Below are 20,400 nucleotides of genomic sequence, written 5' to 3' on the forward strand. Positions count from 1 at the left end.
CCGGCGGGGAGGCCGTGCCAGGGCGTCCCCACCGGCATTTTGTCGAATCGCTGAACAAATTAATTCTGGTGTATCCATGTCCGGCAAGATGCCGGCCGGTAACGGTTCTGCAACGGCGTGCGACATTCCGAACAGGACCGGAGAAAGTACCCCATCGATGGGACCCTGTCCGGCCGGCGGCCGCTCCCTTGGCAGACCGGCGGAACTGTCGTACGGTGACACGCAAGTAACCCACGGGAGCCCGGTGTACCGGGCTGAGAGGGGGGCTGACAGCCCCCGACCGTCGAACCTGATCCGGGTAATGCCGGCGCAGGGAGGAGTGTTGCCGTGCCGTCCCTTGGACGACTGCATCTGATCACCGACACCCGACCCGGGCGTGACCCACTCACCGTGGTCCGGGCCGCCCTCGCGGCGGCCCGCGCCGACCTCGTCGTGCAGGTCCGGGTGGAGGACTCCGCGACCGATCGCGAGGCGTACGACCTGGCCGGCCGGGTGCTGGCGCTCTGCGCGCCGTACGGAGCGACCTGCCTGGTCAACGACCGGCTGCACGTGGCGCTCGCGGTGGGCGCCGCCGGTGGGCACGTCGGGGCCGACGACCTGCCGGTCGCCGCCGCCCGGCACGTGCTCGGCCCGACCGGCGTGCTCGGCGCCACCGCACGCGCGCCGCAGACGGCGGTCGAGGCGGTCACCGCCGGGGCCAGCTACCTGGGTGTCGGCCCATGCCACGCCACCAGCACCAAGAACGGCCTGCCGGATCCCATCGGGCCCGCGGGCGTCCGCGCCGTCGCCGACGCCGTCGACGTGCCGGTCATCGCGATCGGCGGGGTGACCGCCGACCGGGTGCCGGCGCTGCGGGCCGCCGGGGCGTACGGGGTGGCGGTGGTCGGCGCGCTCTCCGACGCCGCCGACCCCGCGCGGGCGACCGCCGACCTGCTGCGGGCGCTGGCGTGACGCGCACCGATGTGGCGGTGGTCGGCGCGGGCCCGATCGGACTGGCCATCGCGTGGCGCTGTGCCATCCGCGGGTTGCGCGTCGAGGTGCACGACCCGGCTCCCGGGTCGGGGGCGTCGGCCGTCGCCGCCGGCATGCTCTCCCCGGTCGCCGAGGCGTACTTCGGTGAGCGGCGGCTGACCGAGTTGCTGGTGGCGTCCGCCGCCCGCTGGCCCGGGTTCGCCGCCGAACTGACCGAGGCGAGCGGCACCGAGATCGGCTACCGGACCGAGGGCACCCTGATGGTCGGGCTGACCGGCGACGACCTCGCCGAGGCACGCCGGCTCTGGGCGTACCAACAGGGGTTGGGTCTGCCGGTGACGCCGCTGCGCCCCAGCGAGCTGCGCGACCGCGAACCGGCGCTCGCCCCTCGGGTGCGCGGCGGCGCGCTCGCGCCCACCGACCACCAGGTCGATCCCCGGCTGCTGGTGCCGGCGCTGCGCACGGCCGCGCAGCGGGCCGGCGCGGTGCTCGTGCCGCAGCCGGTCCGGCGGCTGTCCGACGTGGACGCGGGGGTCACCGTGGTCGCCGCCGGCTGCGGGGCCGGCGCGCTCACCGGCATGCCCGTGCGGCCGGTGAAGGGCCAGATCCTCCGGCTGCGCGCGCCCGGCGGCGTCGCGCCGGGCTTCCGGCACGTGATCCGGGGGTACGCCGACGGCGAGCACGTCTACCTGGTGCCCCGCGCCGACGGCGAGGTGGTCCTCGGCGCGACGGTCGAGGAGCGGGCGGACACCAGCGTCACCGCCGGCGCGGTGCTGCGGCTGCTGCGCGCCGGTGTCGACCTGCTGCCCGAGCTGACCGAGTACGACCTGGTCGAGGCGGTCGCCGGTCTGCGGCCCGCAACGCCGGACAACGCGCCGATCCTCGGGCCGCTGCCCGGCCGGCCGGACGTCCTGGCCGCCACCGGGCACCACCGGCACGGCATCGTGCTCACCCCGATCACCGCCGAGAAGATCGCCGACCTGGTGACCACCGGCGTGCCCGACCCGCTGCTCGCGCCCTTCGGCGCGGATCGGTTCGCCGTCGCGTCGTCGACCGGGACCGGCGACGCGGCACGGCTCGGCGCGGGCGACGTGAGCGGACGCCGGTTCGCCGTCGCCTCTCCGGCCGGCGACGCGGCACGGCCCGACGCGGGCGACGTGAGCGGACCTGGACGGACGACCGAGGAGGACCTGTGGAGTTGACGGTGAACGGGGCCGGGCGCAGCGTCCCCGGCGGCGCGTCGGTGGCCGACCTGGTCCGCGACGTCGCCCCGCACCAGCGTGGCGTCGCGGTCGCGGTCAACGGCGAGGTGGTGCCCCGGGCCGGCTGGCCGGGCACGGTGCTGCGCGACGGTGACCGCGTCGAGGTGCTGACCGCCGCGCAGGGCGGGTGAGCGGCGTGTCCTTCGAACTGGGTGGGGTCACGTTCTGCTCGCGGTTGATCCTCGGCACCGGCGGCGCCGCGAACCTGCACGTGCTGGAACAGGCGATCCGGGCGTCCGGTACGGAGCTGGTCACGCTGGCGCTGCGCCGGGTGGGCACCGCCCCGGGCACCGCCGGAGGGCTGCTGGACCTGCTGGACCGGTGCGGCGTACGGCTGCTGCCGAACACCGCCGGCTGCCACACCGCGACCGAGGCGGTGAAGGTGGCCCGGCTGGCGCGCGACGCGTTCGACACCGACTGGGTCAAGTTGGAGGTGATCGGCGACGAGCGGACGCTGCTGCCCGACGGCGTGGAACTGCTCCGCGCCGCCGAGGAGCTGGTCGCCGACGGCTTCACGGTGCTGCCGTACACGAGTGACGACCCGGTGCTGGCCCGCCGCCTCGCCGACGTGGGCTGTGCCGCGGTGATGCCCGCCGGGGCGCCGATCGGCTCCGGGCTCGGCATCGGCAACCCGCACCACATCCGGCTGATCCGGCAGAGCGTGGACGTGCCCGTGATCCTGGACGCCGGCATCGGCACGGCGTCCGACGCGGCCCTGGCCATGGAGCTGGGCTGCGACGCGGTTTTGCTGGCCAGCGCGGTGACCCGGGCCGCCGATCCGGTGGCGATGGCCACGGCGATGCGGTACGCCGTCGAGGCGGGCCGACTGGCCGCCGGTGCGGGACGGATCGCCCGCCGCTTCCACGCCCTGCCGTCCACTCCCGACGAGGGAAGACCAGACCTGTGACGGGGTTGGTGCCGTCGGGGGTGGTCCTGTTGACCGATCGGCTGGTCGCCACGGGCGGGCTTGAACGGGTCGTCGCGGGAGCGGTCGCCGGGGGAGTGCGATGGGTCGTGCTGCGGGAGAAGGACCTGCCCCGCGCCGAGCGCGCCGCCCTCGCGGTCGACCTGCGCGCGATCCTCGCCGACGTCGACGGGACCCTCATCGTGGCCGGCCCCGACCCGCTCGGCGGCGACGCCGTCCACCTGCCCGCCACCGGCCCGTACCCGCCGCCGCCCCACCAACTGGTCGGCCGCTCCTGCCACAGCGTGGCCGAGCTGAACCGCCTCACCACCGAGCACTACGCCACGGTCTCCCCAGTCTGGCCAACAAAATCCAAGCCCGGCTACGGCCCACCCCTGAACGTCGCGGGACTGGGCAACCTGGTGCGCGCCAGCCCGGCGCCTCTGCTGGCTCTGGGCGGGGTTGAAACCCCGGAACAGGTAACCGCGTGCGTCGACGCCGGAGCCGCCGGAGTGGCCGTGCTGGGCGCACTCATGCGAGCCAAAGACCCAGAAGAAACAGCCGCCACCCTGAGCAGCGCTTGTGTCGAGGCGGTCACCCCTGAGCTCTTCCCAAGCCGGCACGGCGCACGGAGGTCTCCCGGTCAGGGCTGCGGCCGACCGTGCCCACGCAGGGATCAAGCCTGACCGCCCGGAGTGGGCACGGTCGGCCGCAGCCCCATACCGCAACCAAAGAGGCAACATGACCCCGAGCACAGTGCTAACCATCGCCGGCTCCGACTCCGGCGGCGGCGCCGGCATCCAGGCCGACCTCAAGGTCTTCGCGGCGCTCGGGGCGTACGGCACCAGCGTCCTCACGGCGGTCACCGCGCAGAACACCCGCGGTGTCGACGCCGTCCTGCCGCTGCCGCCGCGCACGGTCACCGAGCAGCTGGACAGCGTCCTCGCCGACTTCACCGTCGGCGCGGTCAAGACGGGAATGCTCGGCACACCCGCCGTCGCCGACGCGGTGGCCCAGGCTGCCCAGGACGGCCGGCTGCCCCAACTCGTCGTCGATCCGGTGCTGGTCGCCACGAGCGGCCACCGGCTCGGCGTGGTGGGTGCGGTGGAGCGGCTGCTTCCGTACGCCCGGGTGGCGACGCCGAACTGCGCGGAGGCCGCGGCCATCACCGGACGCGCGGTGGACGACCTGGCCGGGATGGTCGTCGCCGCGGAGGCCCTCGCCGCCGGCGGCCCGGAGCACGTGGTGGTCACCGGCGGTGACCTGGGTGGAGACGAAGCGGTCGACGTGCTGCACGGGGGCGGCGTCACGACCCTGCTGCGCGGGCCACGGGTGGACACCCGGCACACCCACGGCACCGGGTGCTCGTTCTCGGCGGCGATCGCCGTGCGGCTCGCGCTGGGCGATCCGGTGCCGGCGGCGGTGGGGGCCGCCAAGGAGTACGTGCTCCGCGCGCTGACCGGCGCGCGGGGCTGGGAGCTGGGCGCGGGGCGCGGGCCGCTGGATCACTTCGGCTGGTCCGCCTGATCACCAGGGAGGTTGTCATGCAGGCACGAGGCAAGGTGTACGTCGAGGGGTCACGGCCGGATGTGCGGGTGCCGTTCGCCGAGGTGGCGCTGACCGGCGACCATCCGCCGGTGCGGCTCTACGACACGTCCGGCCCGGGATCGGACCCGTCGGTGGGGTTGCCCGCGTTGCGGGGCCCGTGGATCGCCGAGCGGGGTGACGTGGCGCCGGTACGAGGCGCCGGTACGCCGCTCGCCGGTGTGGACGGACGACGTCCGACGCAGCTCGCGTACGCGCGGGCCGGCGTGGTGACGCCGGAGATGGAGTTCGTGGCGATCCGGGAGAACGTCGACCCGGAACTCGTGCGGGCCGAGATCGCCGCCGGCCGGGCGGTGCTGCCGCTCAACGTCAACCACCCGGAGTGCGAGCCGGCGATCATCGGCAAGGCGTTCCTGGTCAAGGTGAACGCCAACATCGGCACGTCGGCGGTCAGCTCGTCGGTCGCCGAGGAGGTGGAGAAGCTGACCTGGGCCACCCGGTGGGGTGCCGACACCGTGATGGACCTGTCCACCGGCAAGCGGATCCACGAGACCCGTGAGGCGATCGTGCGGAACTCGCCGGTGCCGATCGGCACGGTGCCGATCTACCAGGCCCTGGAGAAGGTCGGCGGCGACCCGGTCAAGCTGAGCTGGGAGGTCTTCCGGGAAACCGTGATCGAGCAGGCCGAGCAGGGCGTCGACTACATGACTGTGCACGCCGGGGTGCTGCTGCCGTACGTGCCGCTGGCCGTGGACCGGGTCACCGGCATCGTCTCCCGGGGCGGCTCGATCATGGCGGCGTGGTGCCTGGCCCACCACGAGGAGAACTTCCTCTACACCAACTTCGCCGAGCTGTGCGCGATCCTCGCGCGCTACGACGTGACGTTCTCCCTCGGCGACGGGCTGCGGCCCGGCTCGATCGCCGACGCCAACGACGAGGCGCAGTTCGCCGAGCTGCGCACCCTCGGCGAGTTGACGACGGTCGCCTGGGAGCACGACGTGCAGGTGATGATCGAGGGCCCCGGCCACGTGCCCATGCACAAGATCAAGGAGAACGTGGATCTCCAGCAGGAGTGGTGCCACGAGGCGCCCTTCTACACGCTCGGCCCGCTGACCACCGACATCGCGCCCGCGTACGACCACATCACCTCGGCCATCGGCGCCGCGATGATCGGCATGTTCGGCACCGCCATGCTCTGCTACGTGACCCCGAAGGAGCACCTCGGCCTGCCGGACCGCGACGACGTCAAGGCGGGCGTGATCGCGTACAAGATCGCGGCCCACGCGGCGGACCTGGCCAAGGGGCACCCGGGCGCGCAGGCGTGGGACGACGCGCTGTCCAAGGCGCGGTTCGAGTTCCGCTGGGAGGACCAGTTCAACCTCTCGCTGGACCCGGAGACGGCGCGGTCGTACCACGACGCGACACTGCCTGCCGAGCCGGCGAAGACGGCGCACTTCTGCTCGATGTGCGGCCCGAAGTTCTGCTCGATGAAGATCACGCAAGAGCTCAAGGAGTACGCGGCCCGCGGCATGAAGGACAAGTCGGCGGAGTTCGTCTCCGGCGGCGGGAAGGTCTATCTGCCGCTCGCCTGACCGGTCCGGCATGGTCGACTCGGGTTCACTGAAGTCGGGGTGTCCCGGCGCGGTGGACAGCCCGGATTCAGGGAACCCGAGTCGATCAGACGGGGTCGGCGTCCCGAACGGACGTCAGGCGGGTCAGTCGCGGTGGTGACGGCCGGTGGAGCGCAGCGAGCGACGACCGTTCTCCTGCTCCGGCTCGTTGTCCGCGACCGGCTTGCCGAGCCCGGCGACCCAGTCGACGAACTCCTCGTCCTGCGTGGCCAGCGGCTCCGCCGCATCCGCCGCGGGCCGCTTCTCCTCGTCGGCCCGGGCCCGGTTGCGTCGGAACAGGCCACCGAGCCGTCCCCGCCGGGAGGGCTGCTCCGCGTCGTCCGTGGACGCCGGTGCGGCCCGCCGAGCATCGCTGTCCGGCCCGCCACTGTCGGCGGTGCCGGACGCGCGGCCCTGCTCGGGTATGCCCGGACCGGCCGACGGCGGCACGACCGGTCCCGCCGAGGCGGGCGCACCGGTAGCCTCGCCGACCCGGCCGCGCCTGCCGATGGCCCGGTCCGTCGCGCTGCTGGCCCGGTCGGTCATGCTGCTGGCCGGGTCGGTCGTGCTGTTGGCCTGGCCCGTCGTGCTGGCGGCGCGGCCTCTCGGCCGGCCCCCGTCGAGCGTGGCGGCGGTCGGGCTGTCCTGGTTCGGCGTGCTGGCGGTCGGATCTGTCGGGCTGCCCTGGTCTGGTGTGCTGGCGGTCCGATCCGACGCGGCGGCGCGTCGAGTGGTGTTGAAGGCGTCCCAGGTGCTGGCGCGGCTCAGGTCCGGCAGCGGCGCCCGGTGCCGGAAGCGGGGCGTCCAGTCGGTCGACTCCTCCGCCGGGACGGGAGCATCCGAACCGGACGGTTCGGGGTCGGCCGCCCCCGTCGCCGATCCGGTGGTCCACGCCGAGGTGACCGGCCAGGCCGGTGCCGTCGGGGCCCACAGGGCGGTCCCCGGGCCGTCGGCGGTCGCCTCACCGAACAACGAAGCGCCGCCGTCGCTCTCGGCCGCGGATCGTTCGGCGCGGCCCGTCCCGGACCCCTCGACGGGTGCGGGATCCCCAACCGGGGTGGTGGTGACCGCCGGCTCGGTGCTGGCGGCCCCGTCGCGGCGGCTCTCTCCACCGGTCCCGACGGTCTGCTCCTGCGGATCCTTTCCGCCGGTCTGATTCGCCTGGCCGGGCTCGGTGTCCTGGCCGGGCTCGGTGTGCCGGTCGGGCAGGGGAGCGTCCTGGCCGGGCAGGGGAGCGTCCTGGTCGACGGGTCCGGCGGAGTCGGTGCCGGTCAGGTCGGTGGCCTTGCCGGACCGGGCCGGCCGCCTGGTGCGCCCAGCGGTCGATCCGGCGGCTGCCGCCGTGTGCTCGGCGGTCGTGCCCGGAGTGACGTCGGCGGGGGTGGACTTCGGCTTGCGCGTACGGCGCGGCTTGGGTGCGGGCGCGTCGGCCGCGCCCTCGCCCTCGCTGCTCGCGCTCGGCGTGGCCGCGTCGCCCGCGCTCGGCGTGCCCGGGGCCGTCGTGCCCGTGGCCGGCGTGCCTGGGGCCGTCGTGCCTGGGGCCGTCGTGACCGGGGTCGTCGGGTCGCTGGTCGTCGTGCGGTCGCTGTCCCGCTTGTCCCCGCCGGCCGTGGTCGTCGTCGTGCTGCCGGTCAGGTCGTCGGCGCCCGCGTCGGGCGTCGGACCGACGGACGCTGTACCGACGGCCCCTGTTCCGACGGCCCCTGTTCCGACGGCCCCTGTTCCGACGGCCCCTGGACCGACGGCCCCTGTGTCGCCGGCCGCAGCGGTGGACGTCGCCGCGGTGAACGCCGGGACGGTAGGGGTCGGGTCGGCGGGGCCGATGGGGTCCGCGTCCCGGTTCGACGGGGCCGACTGTCGCCCGGCGGTGAACTCGCCGGTCGGGTCGGTCAGCCAGGAGGCGGGGGCCGGCGGGTTGGTCGCGCGGTCGTGCTGCCCGCCCGTGCGGAGCGCGTCCCGGGTCGGGGTGCCCGCCGTCGGCGCGTCCGGGGTGGTGTCGGCGTGCTGGCGGCGGCCGACCGGCCGGGACGCCTGCCCGGGGGGCGTCGCGTCGGTGGGGACGGCGCCGTGCTGGCCGCTCGCCGTGGTCGCCGGCCAGTCCCAGTGGGCGGGGACGGTGCGTACGGTGGCGGTGTCGTCGGCGGCGCGCGGACCCGGACCGGTCTTGGTCAGGTGCCCACCGGTGGGGGCCGCGTCGGCGGTGGGCTCGGTGTCACGGTGGTCGCCGACCGGACCCGTCGACCTCGCCGCTTCGGCGCCCGGCAGGGGCGGGCCGGCGGGCAGCGGGCGCAGGATGTCGGTCGGCTGGATCGCCTGGGGATCGGCGGTGCGGGCGCCGACGGGCCAGCGCAGCAGGGCGGCGGCCGCGGCGCCGAGGGCGCCGGCGAGGATCGCGATCAGCGCGCCGTAGTAGGGGGTGGTCTGGTAGCGGTCCACCGCGTCGCCGGGGCCAGCGGTCAGGTACGCGAATGCCACCAGCACCGGACCGGCCACCCCGGTCACCCCGCTGATCAGCGGAACCTGGCCGCGCCAGCGGGCCAACCCGGCGGTCGCGGCGCCCGCGAGCAGCGCCACCACGGGCAGCAGGAGCAGCGCCAGACGCTGCGCGGCGGCGTCGTCCAGCCAGTTCGGTTCGAGTACGCCGAGTCGGACCGTGGGCAGCGGGCCGGCCGTGCCGAGCGACGGCAGGACGGAAATGAACGCCAGCAGCCAGACCGCCCCGGCCACGGCCGCCATGTTCCAGCCCAGTTCCGGTCGGAACAGTACGGCGACGGCCGCGCCCGCTCCGATGACCGCCCCGAGAATGGCGCAGATGCCGACCGCCCAGACCGGGTCCACCGAGATCAACTCGGCGGCTCGGGCGGGCTGCATGCAGAGCGGGGCCACGGCGGTGGCGCCGAGTGCGGCCGCGCCGCCGATGGCCAGTTGCCGGCCGATGCTGGCCGGCGGGGTGTCCCGGCGGGCCAGACGCCCGGTCAGGACGGCACCGGCGACGGCGGCGTTCGCGGCGAACCAGCCCACCCAGACGAGCTGGGCCGGCCACTGGTTGACGGTCGTGCCGGTGAAGGCGCCGGTGAGTCGGACGATGCCGAAGCCGTACGCGACGCCGAGCTGGCCGGCTCCGGCCAGCACGCTCACCCCGAGCGCCGTGAGCAGTAATCTGCCCCAGGTCCGAAAGGCCATGTCCGGCACGTTACGCACCTGGTACACCCGATCGCCACCGGCACGCCGCGCGGCGGGGCGAGGCGCGCCCGGCGGGTCTACTTGAGTTCGACCAGTCGGGCCAGGTATGTCGTGTCCCCGACATTGGTGAGCATGTGTACGGCACCGGGGTCCCGGTAGACGACTCCGCCGGTGGGCTCGTCGGCGTCGATCCGGGTGCCGTCGATGGTCTGTACGACGTTCTTCGCGCCCTGGATCGCCACCACCAGGTAGGGGTGGTCGTGCCGGTGCAGCGGCTGCCGCTCGCCCGGTTCGAGCCGGATGTGCCAGACCCGGACCCGGTCGTTCTCGTACACGATCTCCTGGCCCACCGGCCCGAGTTCGGTGCCGTCGATCACATCCGTCATCGTCCACCGTCCAGTTGGGGAAGCACCTCGGCGGCGATCAGCTCGAGGTGGTCGAGGTCGTCGAGGTCGGTCATGCGCAGGTGCACCCGGGTGCCGCCGATCTCGGCGAACTCGCCGATTCGCTGCACGAGCTGCGCGGGCGAGCCGACCACCGGGTCCTCCGGTGGCAGCGCGCTCTTCTCGTGCAGTGGCGCGGCCCGCAGCTGCGCCTCGGCGTCGGTGCGGCCGATGGCCACCACGATCCCGGCGGAGAGCACCAGCGGGGCGCGGCCGGCCTCCGTGCGACCCACGCGGTCGCACGCCTCCCGCACCCGGTCGTACGCCCCGGCGGTCTCGGCCACGGACTTGAACGGCATGTTGAACTCGTCGGCGTAGCGGGCGGCCAGTTCGGGGGTCCGCTTGGGACCGCGCCCGCCCACGATGATCGGCGGTCCGGGCACCTGCGCCGGTTTGGGCAGCGCGGGCGCGTCCACCAGCCGGTAGTGGTCACCGGTGAAGCTGTACGTCTCGCCCATCGGGGTGGCCCACAGCCCGGTGATCACCTCAAGCTGCTCGGCCAGTCGATCGAAGCGCTCGCCGACGGGCGGGAACGGGATGCCGTACGAGGTGTGCTCGCGCTCGTACCAGCCGGCGCCGATGCCGAGGTCGACCCGGCCGCCACTCATCTGGTCGACCTGTGCGACCAGCACCGCGAGAGGGCCGGGCAGGCGGAAGGTCGCCGACGTGACCAGGGTGCCGAGCCGGATCCGTTGGGTCTCGCGGGCCAGCGCGGCGAGGGTCAGCCAGGCGTCCGTCGGGCCGGGCAGGCCCGGGTCGGCGCCCATCGACTGGTAGTGGTCGGCGCGGAGGAAGCCCTCGTAGCCGCCGGCCTCGACCAGTCGGGCGAACCGGAGCTGGGTGTCGTAGTCGGCACCCCGGTGGGGCTCGGTGAAGACCGACACCCGCATGTTCATCGTCCCTCCGCGCCGGCCGCGGCCGGCTGGTCGCGTTCCATCAACAGCTCGTGCAGGTCGGCGCTGACCCGGGCGACGTCGGCGAGGTGGGCGTTGCGACCCAGGGTGCGGGGTCGGGGGATGGCCACCTCGACCACCTTGCGGATCCGGCCGGGGCGAGGACTCAGCACGACCACCCGGTCGGCGAGCAGCACCGCCTCGTCGATCGAGTGGGTGACGAAGACGATGGTGGGCTTGTTCTCCATGTGCACGCGCTGGAGTTCGCCGGACAGTTCCTCGCGGGTGAGCGCGTCGAGCGCGGAGAACGGCTCGTCCATCAGCATCACCCGCGGCTCGCCGATCAGCGACCGGCACAGCGACACCCGCTGCTGCATGCCACCGGAGAGTTCGTGCGGCAGCCGCTTCTCGAACCCGGAGAGCCCGGCCACGTCGAGCAGTTGCCGGGCTCGCTCGCGGTGCTTGGCGCGGCTCCAGCCGAAGATCTCCACCGGCAGCAGGACGTTGTCCAGCACACTGCGCCACGGCAGCAGCGCCGGCTTCTGGAAGAGCATGGCGATGTCGCGGCGGGGTCGGGTGATCGGCGTACCGGCCACGGTGATCTCGCCGGAGGTCAGCGGGAGCAGCCCGGCGATCAACCGCAGCAGGGTGGACTTCCCGCAGCCGGAGCGCCCGAGCACGGCCACGAACTCGCCCTCGGCGACGTCGAGGTCGATGCCGCGAAGGGCTTCGACCCGGCCGGACCGGCCCTCGAAGGTACGCGACACCCCGGACAGTCGGATCATCTGCGGCGTACCTCCGCTGAGTGGACGGTCAGGAATCCGACAAAGGCTAGCTGCCCCGTTGACATTCCGCACCGTCCGGGGTGGTCGTCATGTTGTATCCGTTCCGCAACCCAATACGCCTGGCGTCGCAACTGTGGGTTTCTCGTACGCTGTGCCCGCGAAGAGTCCCCTCACGATGGCGGTGCCCGGCTTGCCCCTCCTGCCGGCACCGTCGCGACAACCCCCGCCGGTGGCCTGCGGTCCCGGTCGGAAAGGACATGGTGCTACTGATGAGAAGGCTGACCCGTACGGTCGCTACGGCCGCGCTGGCCACCGCCCTCGCCCTCGTCTCCGCCTGCAGCAGCGGGTCGGACTCGTCCGACGACGCCAAGGGCGGCAAAGACGGAGCACTGGAGAAGGTGACCTACCTCACCTCCTTCGGCAACTTCGGCCGTGACTCCTACGCCTGGGTGGCGAAGGAGAAGGGCTTCTTCAAGGAGGCCGGCTTCGACGTCGAGATCAAGGCCGGCCAGGGCACCGGCGGCGTGATCCAGACGGTCGTCGGCGGCCAGGCGGACTTCGGGCCGATCGACCTCACCGGTGGTCTGCTCCAGCTCGGTAACGGCCAGGCGAAGGACTTCACCGCCGTGGCCGCGATCCAGCAGCGCACGATGGCGGGCATCGCCACCGTCGAGGGCAAGAACATCAACTCGCCCAAGGACCTGGAGGGCAAGAAGCTCGCCGACACCCCCGGCTCCGTGGTGCGCAACCTGTTCCCGACGTACGCCCGGCTCGCCGGTGTGGACGCCAGCAAGGTGACCTGGGTCAACGGTGAGGCGCAGGCGCTGATCGGCACCCTGGCCAGCGGCTCGGTGGACGGCATCGGCCAGTTCGTCGTCGGCCAGCCGACGATCGAGGCGGTGGCCAAGAAGAAGGCCGTCATGCTGCCGTACAGCAACGTGATGCAGGACCTCTACGGCAACGTGCTGATCACCTCCTCGAAGATCGCCAAGGAGAAGCCCGAGATGGTGAAGCGGTTCACCGCGGCGCTGCTCAAGGGCCTCGAGTACAGCCTGGCGAACTCCAAGGAGGCCGGCGAGATCCTGAAGAAGAACGTCGACGCCGCCAACCCGGTGGCCGCCGCCGCCGAGCTGGACCTGATGGCCGCGTATGTGCGTTCCGGCAACTCCGGCACCGCGATCGGCACGCTGGACAGCGGCCGGGTCGCGAAGAGCATCGCGATCCTGCAGGGCGCGGGCGCGCTCAAGCAGAACATCACCCCCGAGCAGATCATCGACTTCAGCCTCGCGCCGAAGGCCTGATCGTCCGGTCGCCACCAGGGGGTACGTCCCGCCGGATCCGGTGGGACGTACCCCCGTCGCTCGTCGGCCCCCAGGGCCGTCGGATTTCGAGGAGGACAAGATGACCGACGTGCGGTCAGTCGAGCCGGCGGTGACGGTGCCCCCATCCCCGGGTGCCGGCCCGGAGGCGGGACGGGCGGGTCGGGGCGCCGGCCTGCGCGCCGGGGTCGGGGCGGCGCTGCTGCCCGCGGCCGGTCTGCTGGTCGCCCTGGCGGCGTGGTGGCTGATCGCCCGGCTGGAGCTGATCCCGCCGGCCGCCCTGCCGCCGCCGGGGGGTGTGTTCAGCGCGTTCGTCGACAAGCCCGCCCAGATGCTGGAGCACACCGGGACCACCCTGCTGGAGATCCTGGTCGGCTTCGCCCTGTCGGCGGCCGCCGGCGTCCTGATCGGACTGTCCCTGGCCAGTTCCCGCGCCGTGGAGCGGATGTTCACGCCGCTGCTGGTCGCGGTGAACGCGGTGCCGAAGATCACGTTGGGCCCGCTGCTGGTGGTGGCGCTGGGCTGGGGTCAGAAGCCGATCCTGACCATGGTGTTCCTGCTCTGCTTCTTTCCGATCGTGCTGTCCACCGCGACCGGGCTGACCACCACGCCGGCCGACCTGGCCGAGCTGGTCCGGTCGTGGAACGCCTCCCGCTGGCAGGCGTTCCGCAAGGTGCGGTTCCCGGCGGCGCTGCCGCAGATCTTCGTCGGGCTCAAGGTGGCCATGCCGCTGGCGGCCATCGGCGCGGTGATCGGTGAGTTCCAGGCCGGAGAGAGCGGCCTGGGCTACGTCATCCTCCAATACGCGGGCGTCGGCGACTACGCCACCGCCTGGGCGGCCATCCTGCTGGTGGCGCTGGTGAGCATCCTGCTCTACTCCGCGCTCGTGCTCATCGAGCGGATCGCCCTGCCCTGGGTAAGAGAAACCACCAGCAGCCGCTGACCCCGATCGGCAGAGCTGAACAACAAAGGCAACGCGAAGGGCCGGCCCCCACGAAGGAGGCCGGCCCGTTCCGATAACGGTGACGCGGGAGGGCTGTGGCCTACCGTGCCCGGCGGAGGGATCAAGCCTGACCGCCCGGAGCCGGGCACGGTAGGCCACAGCCCTCAACCTGGAACACGACGAGCCGAGCTACCCCGCCAACCGCCAGCGCCCGTTTCGCGCGACCAGCGTGGTGAGCGCCTGCGGCATGAGGCCGGAGTGGTTGTCGGGCGTCATGCGGATCGGGCCGGAGAGGCCGTCGATCTGGGACGTCTCCAGCACGTCGCGGATGCCGTTCCGGTCGACCTTCCCGGCCGGGCCGCCGGCCCGCAGTTCGGCGTCGGCGATCAGCTGGATCGCGTCGGCGGCGAAGGACGAGGCTCCGTTGTAGCCGCCGAAGCGGGCCGTGTAGTCCTGGAACCACTGCCGCCGGGCCGCCTTCGCCGGGGTGGTGGCGATCACGTCGTCGATCACCATGGTCTGGGTGAAGATCAGCGTGGCCCGCTCGGTGGCTCGGGCCGCGGCGCCGAGGAAGAGATCGCCGGCCGCTCCCGCGTCGAAGAACAGCGCCCCCCGGAACGAGGCCTGTTGGGCGCTGGTCGCGGCCAGCGCGGCCTGCTCCGGCGGTGTCCAGACGACCAGCGCGTCGGGCTTGAGCTTGGTGAGTTTGTCGACCTGCTGGCCGACCTCGGTGTCGGTGGTCTTCACCGACTCCTCACCGGCCACCTTGATGCTGGCCTTGGTCAGTTCGCGGCGCAGTGCGAGCATGCCTTCCCGGCCGTAGTCGTCGTTGCTGGCGAGCAGGCCCACCTTGCGGACGTTCTTGCGACGCAGTTCGGTGGTGAGCGCCGCGGCGCTGTCCGCCGCGTTCGGGCCGAGTTTGAACACGTAGCGCCGCTCGGCGACCGGGCTGGCGATCGCACCGGAAGCGGCGAGCGCAATGGTGGGAATCCGCTTGTCGTTGATGATCCCGACCGCGCCGACCGCGCATTCGTTACAGCCGCCCATGACGATGGCGCTGACTTGGGAATCGCTGCTGAACTCGGCGATGTTGCGCAGTGACTCGGCGGCGTCGGAACGGTTGTCCTTGACCTTCAGATCGATCTTCCGGCCGTTCAGTGCTCCGGAGGAGTTCAACTGCTCGACCTTGAGTTTCAGGGCCCGCTGGTATGTCTGACCGACGGGGGCCGCAGCCCCGGAGAGTTCGAGATCGGCAGCGATCACGATCGGACTCGTGTCCTGCTCCGCTCCACCGAACTGGCAGCCGGTGAGCGTGGTGGCCACTACGGCCGATGCGAGCGCCGCGATGGTCGCGGAGCGGATGGGGCTCAACTCAGTCCTCCAGGTGCGGGCGCGGGCGCTGCCCGGTCACCGCCGCTAATCCGTCCTCAGTGGAGGACGGGATCTCCTCTGCCGTACGGTGTGCGCGAAGCCTGCAAAACCTTGCCAATGGCCGGCGCTGTGGTCAAGCGCGGACCCCGGTTGCATTTTCGGGACGGTCATCCCACATGCTGGGGTAACACAATGTTTGCAAAAGCTCACTTTGCATACACGCGTGACCACTCTGGAGTTACATGCCCTGTTCAGGGGCTTGCGGAAATGAAGGTATCAGTTGACCGGATCAGGGGTTCCGCGCCGTCCGACCGTTTCCTGCCTCACTGCGGCTTCCCAAACACGATCTTCTCTGATGAAATCGCGGCCGTGCCGCACGTGGTCCCCTCCGCTTACGGCACGGCTCGGCGGGCCAGGCGGGGAAGAAACGACGGAGGCGATGTCGTGAGCACCGGACCGACGACCCTGCCCGCGCTCGGCGAGAATGCTCGGCGTACGCGCCGGCGCCTGCCGAGACTGCGGGACGCCCGGATCCGGTCCAAGCTGGCGCTGATTCTGGTCGTTCCGGTGGCCGCCGTTATCGCGCTGGCCACCGTCCGGCTGATCTCGGTGGGCGAGGGCGCCTACGACGCCACCCGGGCCCGGTCGCTCACCGCGCTCTCCATCGACGTCAGCGCGCTGACCCAGGATCTCCAGGCCGAGCGGATGGCCGCGGCGGCCTACCTGGCCGCTCCCCAGCAGCCTGCCGACGCGTACAACCTGCGGGTGCGCCAGACGCAGCAGCGCGTGGACCAGTACAACGCCGAGCGGGGCCGCATCGGCGACGTGCCGGCGGCGCTGCGGGACCGGCTGGCGGCGATCGACGACCACCTGTCCACCCTGGACGGCACCCGCCAGGAGGTGCTGGACCGCCGGCAGATGGCGGTCGCCGAGGCGGTGCTGCGCTACGGCGTCATCCTCACCGACCTGGTCGCCTACGGCGACGGGCTGGCCCAGCTGCCCGGCGACGAGAGCCTGTCGGACAGCCGTCGCGCGGTCGCCGCGTTCGCCCGCGCCAAGGCGTCCGTCGCCGAGGAGGAGGCGGTCGCCTTCACGGCGCTGACCGCCGGCCAGCTCGACCCGGAGCAGTTCTCCTCCTTCGTGGCCACGCTGACCAGCCAGCAGGAGGCACTGGTCGCCTTCTCGCTCGCCGCTGACCCCGTGCAGCGGGCCCTCGTCGACAGCACCGTCTCCGGTGACGCGGTCGGCCTCTCCGACCGGGTCGCCACCGACATCACCCGCTCCGTCGGGCAGCGCCCGCTGGTCAGCGCGCAGGACGCCACCGCCGCCATCGGCGCGGTCAACGACCTGATGCGCTGGGCTGAGACCCAACTGCAGGACCGGCTGCTCGAGCAGGCCGACCAGGCGCGTTCGGACGTCATCCGGCAGGCCGTGGTCGAGTCGATCCTGGTGCTGCTCACCCTGATTATCGCGGTGTCGCTGGCCGTGGTGCTGGCCCGATCGCTGAACCACTCGCTGCGCCGGCTGCGCGAGGGCGCGCTCTCGGTGGCCAACCACGACCTGCCGGACGCCGTGCAGCGGCTGCAGAACATGGGCAGCGTGGGTGACGGTGGCGTGGACGAGATCGTCCGCCAGGTCCGGGACCCGATCCAGCTGAACAGCCGTGACGAGGTCGGTCAGGTGGCGTTGGCCTTCAACGTCGTCCACCGGGAGGCGGTGCGGGTCGCCGCCGAGCAGGCCGCACTGCGCACCAGCGTCTCGGCGATGTTCCTCAACCTGGCCCGCCGCAGTCAGACCCTCGTCGACCGGATGATCGGCGAGCTGGACGCGATCGAGCGCGGCGAGGAGGACCCGAAGCGGCTGGCCCAGCTCTTCGAGTTGGACCACCTGGCCACCCGAATGCGCCGTAACGACGAGAACCTGCTGGTCCTGGCAGGCGCCGACTCCGGCGCACCGCGCCGCGACGACGCGTTGGTCGTGGACGTGCTGCGCGCCGCGCAGTCCGAGGTGGAGCTCTACAACCGCATCGAGTTCGGCACCGTCGACACCGACATCTCGGTGGCCGCGCACGCCGTCAACGACGTGGTACGCCTCGTCGCCGAGCTGCTGGACAACGCCACCCGGTTCTCGCCGCCGAACACGACGGTCGTCGCCGACGGTCGCCGTATCCGCGACTACGTCCTGATCCAGATCGAGGACCGCGGGCTCGGCCTCACCGACGAGCAGCTCGACTCGCTCAACCGCCGGCTGGCCGCCCCGCCGAGCGTGGACGTCGCCGCGTTCCGGTTGATGGGTCTGGCCGTGGTGAGCCGGCTCGCCTCCCGCTACGGCATCCGGGTGGAGCTGCGCCGCAACGCGGAGGGCGGCACCGTCGCCCAGGTGACGCTGCCCGCCGCCACCGTGCTCCTGCCCAGCAACCGGGGCCGCGAGCAGGTGCTCACCCGTCCGCGCCAGCCGATGGCGGTCGAGCAGACGCCGCTCACCCCGGTCAACCACGCCGAGTCGTACGCCGGGGCCACCACCGCGGCGGCGACGCTGCCCGACCAGTGGCGGACCAGCGCCCCTGCGCCCGCGCAGTGGCAGTCGCCGGTCGACGCGCGGGACACCGCCCCGGCCGTGCAGGCCGGCGGCTACACCGGGGCCCGCCCGACGGTGCCGCCCGCCGCCGCGCCGGCCACCCCGGTCCCGCCCGCCCGAACCGCGTACAGCAACGGCGCGGGCACCTCGGTGGGCAGCCCGACCGTGGCGTACCCGACCATCGACGCGCTGCCCCGACGCGGCTCGACGGCCGACACCACGGACGGTCGGAGCGCGCCGGTGCTGCCCGTCGGGCCGGTCGCCGGTCCCGGAGCGGTCGCCCCGCCGGCGCCGCCCGCGACGCCGGCCCCGCCCGTGCAGCCCGCCCCGCCGGCCACGCCGCCGACGCCCGCCGCGCCGGTCAGCACCCGGCCGGAGTTCCCCGCCGAGGCGCCGATCTTCCGGGAGATGGAGGCGGTCTGGTTCCGGTCGCACGGCGACGACGCCACCGCGATCTTCACCCGGCCGCAGTTCGACACACCGCCCGCGCCCGCCGACGCCGGCCTGCGGGGGGCCAACGGCGGTCAACCGGCCACCGCGTCCGCGCCGGCGACCGCGCCGGCCCGACCGCCACTGCCCACCCGCACCCCGGGCAGTTCCGAGGGCACCGGAGCGCAGAGCGTGGGAAGCATGGACGGATTCGGCGGTGCGAACACCGGCGGTCGTGGCGGTGCGAGCACCGGCAATCGTGGCGGTGTGAGCACCGGCGGTCGCGGCGCCTCGACGCCGAAACCACCGCCGTCGTACACCCCGCCGGCCGTCCCGACGGCGCCGGTAGCGGCCCCCGCCGCCACGGCGAGCACGCCCCCGCCGGCCACGGACCCGGACGCCTGGCGGACGGCGGCCGACGAGGGCTGGTCGCTGGCCAGCCGGGCCGCCGAGCCGGCCGCCGCCGGCACCACCCGCTCGGGTCTGCCCAAGCGGGTGCCGCAGGCACAGCTCGTGCCGGGTGGCATCGAACCGAAGGGTGGCCGGGACCGCAGCCGGCGGACCCCCGATGAAGTACGCGGCCTGTTGTCGGCCTACCACCGCGGCGTACAGCGTGGTCGGACGGCCGGCACGGACCTGAACAGCACCTCGACCAAGGAGAGCCGATGAACAGGCCAGCTGCCATGCAGGACATGGGTTGGCTGCTCACCAACTTCGCCGACAGCGTGGCGGGCATCGCCCACGTGGTGGCGGTGTCCGCCGACGGGCTGCTGCTCGCGTCCTCCCGGGACCTGCCGGGGGACCGGGCGGACCAGCTCGCCGCGATCACCTCCGGCGTGGTGAGCCTGACCGAGGGCGCGGCCCGGATGTTCAGCGCGGGCGGGGTGTTGCAGACCGTCATCGAGATGGACAGCGGTTACCTCTTCCTCATGTCGATCAGCGACGGCTCGTCGATGGCCGTGCTGGCCGCGCGGAGCTGCGATGTGGGCCAGGTGGGCTACGAGATGGCGCTGCTGGTGGAGCGGGTCGGTGCCGCGCTGGTGCCGCTGCCGAGGGACGCGGTGCGTTCGTAGCGCCGGTAGACCCGGCGCGCGGACCGCGCGCCGGAACAGGGATGGGAGGCGGTGTGGGCCGGCTCCGCTGGGGACGAGGAGGTGATCATGGATGGACCAACGGCGCGCTGACCCGCGCGGCGCTCTGGTGCGTCCGTACGCGGTCACCCGTGGTCGTACCGAGCCCCGGCAGGACATCGCCCTCGAGGCGGTCCTCACGGCCTCTCCCACTCAGGTTGCCGAGTCCCGTTTCGCGGGGCACGACAAGCACCGCATCGCCACCGTCTGCGAGGGCCGTGCACAGTCGCTGGCGGAGATCGCCGCGTACACCCGGATGCCGCTGGGCGTCGCCCGGGTACTGGTCGCCGACATGGTGGCCGAGAGCCTGCTGACGTTACACACTGCTGCTCCCGCCGAGGGGTTCGAGGAGCGGATGGAACTGCTTGGAAGGGTGCTAAGTGGACTTCGCAGGCTATGACCCCCCCGCTGGGGGGCGGCCGAGCCGGGGAATCGTCTCCGCGAAGATCGTCGTCGCGGGCGGCTTCGGCGTCGGTAAGACGACCCTCGTCGGCTCGATCTCCGAGATCACGCCGCTGACGACCGAGGCGGTGATGACAGCCGCGGGTGTCGGTATCGACGACCCGTCCAAGGTGCCGGGCAAGGAGACCACCACGGTCGCCATGGACTTCGGCCGGATCACCATGGCCCAGGACCTGATCCTGTACCTGTTCGGTACGCCGGGTCAGACCCGCTTCTGGTTCATGTGGGACGAGATCATCCGAGGTGCGGTGGGTGCCGCCGTCCTGGTGGACACCCGCCGGATCACCGACGCGTTCGCCCCGCTGGACTACTTCGAGAACCGCAACCTGCCGTACGTGGTGGCGCTGAACCGGTTCGACGGCGCTCCCCAGTACGAGCTGGAGGAGATCCGCGAGGCGCTGGCCATCTCGCCGCAGGTGCCGTTGGTGATGACCGACGCCCGGCACCGGGATTCGGTCAAGCAGGTGCTGGTGACGGTGGTCGAGCACGCGATGCTCCGGCTCCAGGCCGAGCACGGTCGGGGCTTCCCCACGCCGGTCGGCTGAACCACCGCGTCGTGGCCGGCACACCAG

General features: G+C 72.9%; 18 protein-coding genes and 1 riboswitch. Of the genes, 13 read left to right on the plus strand and 5 right to left on the minus strand.

Annotated elements, in window-relative coordinates; genetic code table 11:
• Nucleotides 1-223: 223 nt before the first annotated feature.
• Nucleotides 224-333, plus strand: a riboswitch (TPP riboswitch).
• The 7 genes from thiE to thiC all read left to right on the plus strand — a co-directional run bounded on the left by thiE (nt 328) and on the right by thiC (nt 6,275).
• Nucleotides 328-951, plus strand: coding sequence for a thiamine phosphate synthase (gene thiE / locus ACFYPR_RS02835; protein WP_354858619.1), 624 nt, complete (start codon nt 328-330; stop codon nt 949-951). Its footprint overlaps the riboswitch before it by 6 nt.
• The gene (thiO, locus tag ACFYPR_RS02840) at nt 948-2,174 is read left to right on the plus strand and encodes a glycine oxidase ThiO (RefSeq protein WP_387258412.1); all 1,227 of its coding nucleotides are present in this window, start codon (nt 948-950) and stop codon (nt 2,172-2,174) included. Before thiE ends, thiO begins: the two co-directional genes overlap by 4 nt.
• The gene (thiS, locus tag ACFYPR_RS02845) at nt 2,165-2,365 is read left to right on the plus strand and encodes a sulfur carrier protein ThiS (RefSeq protein WP_234583421.1); all 201 of its coding nucleotides are present in this window, start codon (nt 2,165-2,167) and stop codon (nt 2,363-2,365) included. Before thiO ends, thiS begins: the two co-directional genes overlap by 10 nt.
• Entirely contained in the window at nt 2,362-3,141 is a 780-nt protein-coding gene (locus tag ACFYPR_RS02850; RefSeq protein ID WP_355139111.1) for a thiazole synthase, read from the plus strand. The genes thiS and ACFYPR_RS02850 overlap by 4 nt, the downstream gene beginning before the upstream one ends.
• A complete protein-coding gene (locus tag ACFYPR_RS02855) occupies nt 3,138-3,824 on the plus strand; it encodes a thiamine phosphate synthase (RefSeq protein ID WP_387258414.1) in 687 nt (228 codons plus the stop codon). The genes ACFYPR_RS02850 and ACFYPR_RS02855 overlap by 4 nt, the downstream gene beginning before the upstream one ends.
• Nucleotides 3,825-3,879: 55 nt before the next feature.
• Nucleotides 3,880-4,665 (plus strand): bifunctional hydroxymethylpyrimidine kinase/phosphomethylpyrimidine kinase, encoded by a 786-nt coding sequence (thiD, locus tag ACFYPR_RS02860; protein WP_355068214.1) that lies wholly within the window; start codon nt 3,880-3,882, stop codon nt 4,663-4,665.
• Between the two features lie 17 nt (nt 4,666-4,682).
• Nucleotides 4,683-6,275: a phosphomethylpyrimidine synthase ThiC gene (gene thiC, locus ACFYPR_RS02865; protein WP_354863263.1), complete on the plus strand. Its 1,593-nt coding sequence runs from the start codon at nt 4,683-4,685 to the stop codon at nt 6,273-6,275.
• 123 nt (nt 6,276-6,398) lie between these two features.
• Here the strand turns inward: thiC and ACFYPR_RS02870 are convergent, their stop codons facing one another.
• The 4 genes from ACFYPR_RS02870 to ACFYPR_RS02885 all read right to left on the minus strand — a co-directional run bounded on the left by ACFYPR_RS02870 (nt 6,399) and on the right by ACFYPR_RS02885 (nt 11,597).
• Nucleotides 6,399-9,476: a hypothetical protein gene (locus ACFYPR_RS02870; protein WP_387258417.1), complete on the minus strand. Its 3,078-nt coding sequence runs from the start codon at nt 9,474-9,476 to the stop codon at nt 6,399-6,401.
• 77 nt (nt 9,477-9,553) lie between these two features.
• On the minus strand, nt 9,554-9,862 hold the full coding sequence (locus ACFYPR_RS02875; protein WP_266246239.1) for a cupin: 309 nt from the start codon (nt 9,860-9,862) through the stop codon (nt 9,554-9,556).
• Nucleotides 9,859-10,809 (minus strand): LLM class F420-dependent oxidoreductase, encoded by a 951-nt coding sequence (locus ACFYPR_RS02880; protein WP_363939472.1) that lies wholly within the window; start codon nt 10,807-10,809, stop codon nt 9,859-9,861. The genes ACFYPR_RS02875 and ACFYPR_RS02880 overlap by 4 nt, the downstream gene beginning before the upstream one ends.
• A 2-nt stretch (nt 10,810-10,811) precedes the next feature.
• On the minus strand, nt 10,812-11,597 hold the full coding sequence (locus ACFYPR_RS02885; RefSeq protein ID WP_354863214.1) for an ABC transporter ATP-binding protein: 786 nt from the start codon (nt 11,595-11,597) through the stop codon (nt 10,812-10,814).
• 269 nt (nt 11,598-11,866) lie between these two features.
• Here ACFYPR_RS02885 and ACFYPR_RS02890 point away from each other — a divergent pair, with 269 nt between their 5' ends.
• Both ACFYPR_RS02890 and ACFYPR_RS02895 read left to right on the plus strand, forming a co-directional pair.
• A complete protein-coding gene (locus ACFYPR_RS02890; RefSeq protein ID WP_354863213.1) occupies nt 11,867-12,898 on the plus strand; it encodes an ABC transporter substrate-binding protein in 1,032 nt (343 codons plus the stop codon).
• A 100-nt stretch (nt 12,899-12,998) separates the two neighbouring features.
• The gene (locus ACFYPR_RS02895; RefSeq protein ID WP_354863212.1) at nt 12,999-13,859 is read left to right on the plus strand and encodes an ABC transporter permease; all 861 of its coding nucleotides are present in this window, start codon (nt 12,999-13,001) and stop codon (nt 13,857-13,859) included.
• A gap of 189 nt (nt 13,860-14,048) precedes the next feature.
• Here ACFYPR_RS02895 and ACFYPR_RS02900 read toward each other — a convergent pair whose 3' ends face one another.
• Nucleotides 14,049-15,230, minus strand: coding sequence for an ABC transporter substrate-binding protein (locus ACFYPR_RS02900; protein WP_354862017.1), 1,182 nt, complete (start codon nt 15,228-15,230; stop codon nt 14,049-14,051).
• Nucleotides 15,231-15,674: 444 nt separating this feature from the next.
• On the opposite strand from ACFYPR_RS02900, the gene ACFYPR_RS02905 reads away from it, so the two are divergent.
• From ACFYPR_RS02905 to ACFYPR_RS02920, 4 genes are all read left to right on the plus strand, one after another.
• On the plus strand, nt 15,675-18,905 hold the full coding sequence (locus ACFYPR_RS02905) for a nitrate- and nitrite sensing domain-containing protein (protein WP_387184293.1): 3,231 nt from the start codon (nt 15,675-15,677) through the stop codon (nt 18,903-18,905).
• On the plus strand, nt 18,902-19,309 hold the full coding sequence (locus ACFYPR_RS02910; protein WP_007465177.1) for a roadblock/LC7 domain-containing protein: 408 nt from the start codon (nt 18,902-18,904) through the stop codon (nt 19,307-19,309). The genes ACFYPR_RS02905 and ACFYPR_RS02910 overlap by 4 nt, the downstream gene beginning before the upstream one ends.
• Before the next feature lie 91 nt (nt 19,310-19,400).
• Entirely contained in the window at nt 19,401-19,766 is a 366-nt protein-coding gene (locus ACFYPR_RS02915; RefSeq protein WP_007465174.1) for a DUF742 domain-containing protein, read from the plus strand.
• Complete coding sequence (locus ACFYPR_RS02920) at nt 19,747-20,373, plus strand: ATP/GTP-binding protein (protein WP_354862014.1); 627 nt, start codon at nt 19,747-19,749, stop codon at nt 20,371-20,373. Before ACFYPR_RS02915 ends, ACFYPR_RS02920 begins: the two co-directional genes overlap by 20 nt.
• The last annotated feature ends 27 nt before the right edge of the window (nt 20,374-20,400 follow it).

It is taken from the genome of Micromonospora sp. NPDC005254 (genome assembly GCF_042872525.1).
In the GTDB taxonomy this organism is placed as follows: domain Bacteria; phylum Actinomycetota; class Actinomycetes; order Mycobacteriales; family Micromonosporaceae; genus Micromonospora.

Coding starts and splice junctions, on each gene's coding strand:
- thiD (WP_355068214.1), top strand. CDS start 3,880: ATGACCCCGAGCACAGTGCTAACCATCGCCGGCTCCGACTCCGGCGGC.
- thiC (WP_354863263.1), top strand. CDS start 4,683: ATGCAGGCACGAGGCAAGGTGTACGTCGAGGGGTCACGGCCGGATGTG.
- ACFYPR_RS02870 (WP_387258417.1), bottom strand. CDS start 9,476: ATGGCCTTTCGGACCTGGGGCAGATTACTGCTCACGGCGCTCGGGGTG.
- ACFYPR_RS02875 (WP_266246239.1), bottom strand. CDS start 9,862: ATGACGGATGTGATCGACGGCACCGAACTCGGGCCGGTGGGCCAGGAG.
- ACFYPR_RS02880 (WP_363939472.1), bottom strand. CDS start 10,809: ATGCGGGTGTCGGTCTTCACCGAGCCCCACCGGGGTGCCGACTACGAC.
- ACFYPR_RS02885 (WP_354863214.1), bottom strand. CDS start 11,597: ATGATCCGACTGTCCGGGGTGTCGCGTACCTTCGAGGGCCGGTCCGGC.
- ACFYPR_RS02890 (WP_354863213.1), top strand. CDS start 11,867: ATGAGAAGGCTGACCCGTACGGTCGCTACGGCCGCGCTGGCCACCGCC.
- ACFYPR_RS02895 (WP_354863212.1), top strand. CDS start 12,999: ATGACCGACGTGCGGTCAGTCGAGCCGGCGGTGACGGTGCCCCCATCC.
- ACFYPR_RS02910 (WP_007465177.1), top strand. CDS start 18,902: ATGAACAGGCCAGCTGCCATGCAGGACATGGGTTGGCTGCTCACCAAC.
- ACFYPR_RS02915 (WP_007465174.1), top strand. CDS start 19,401: ATGGACCAACGGCGCGCTGACCCGCGCGGCGCTCTGGTGCGTCCGTAC.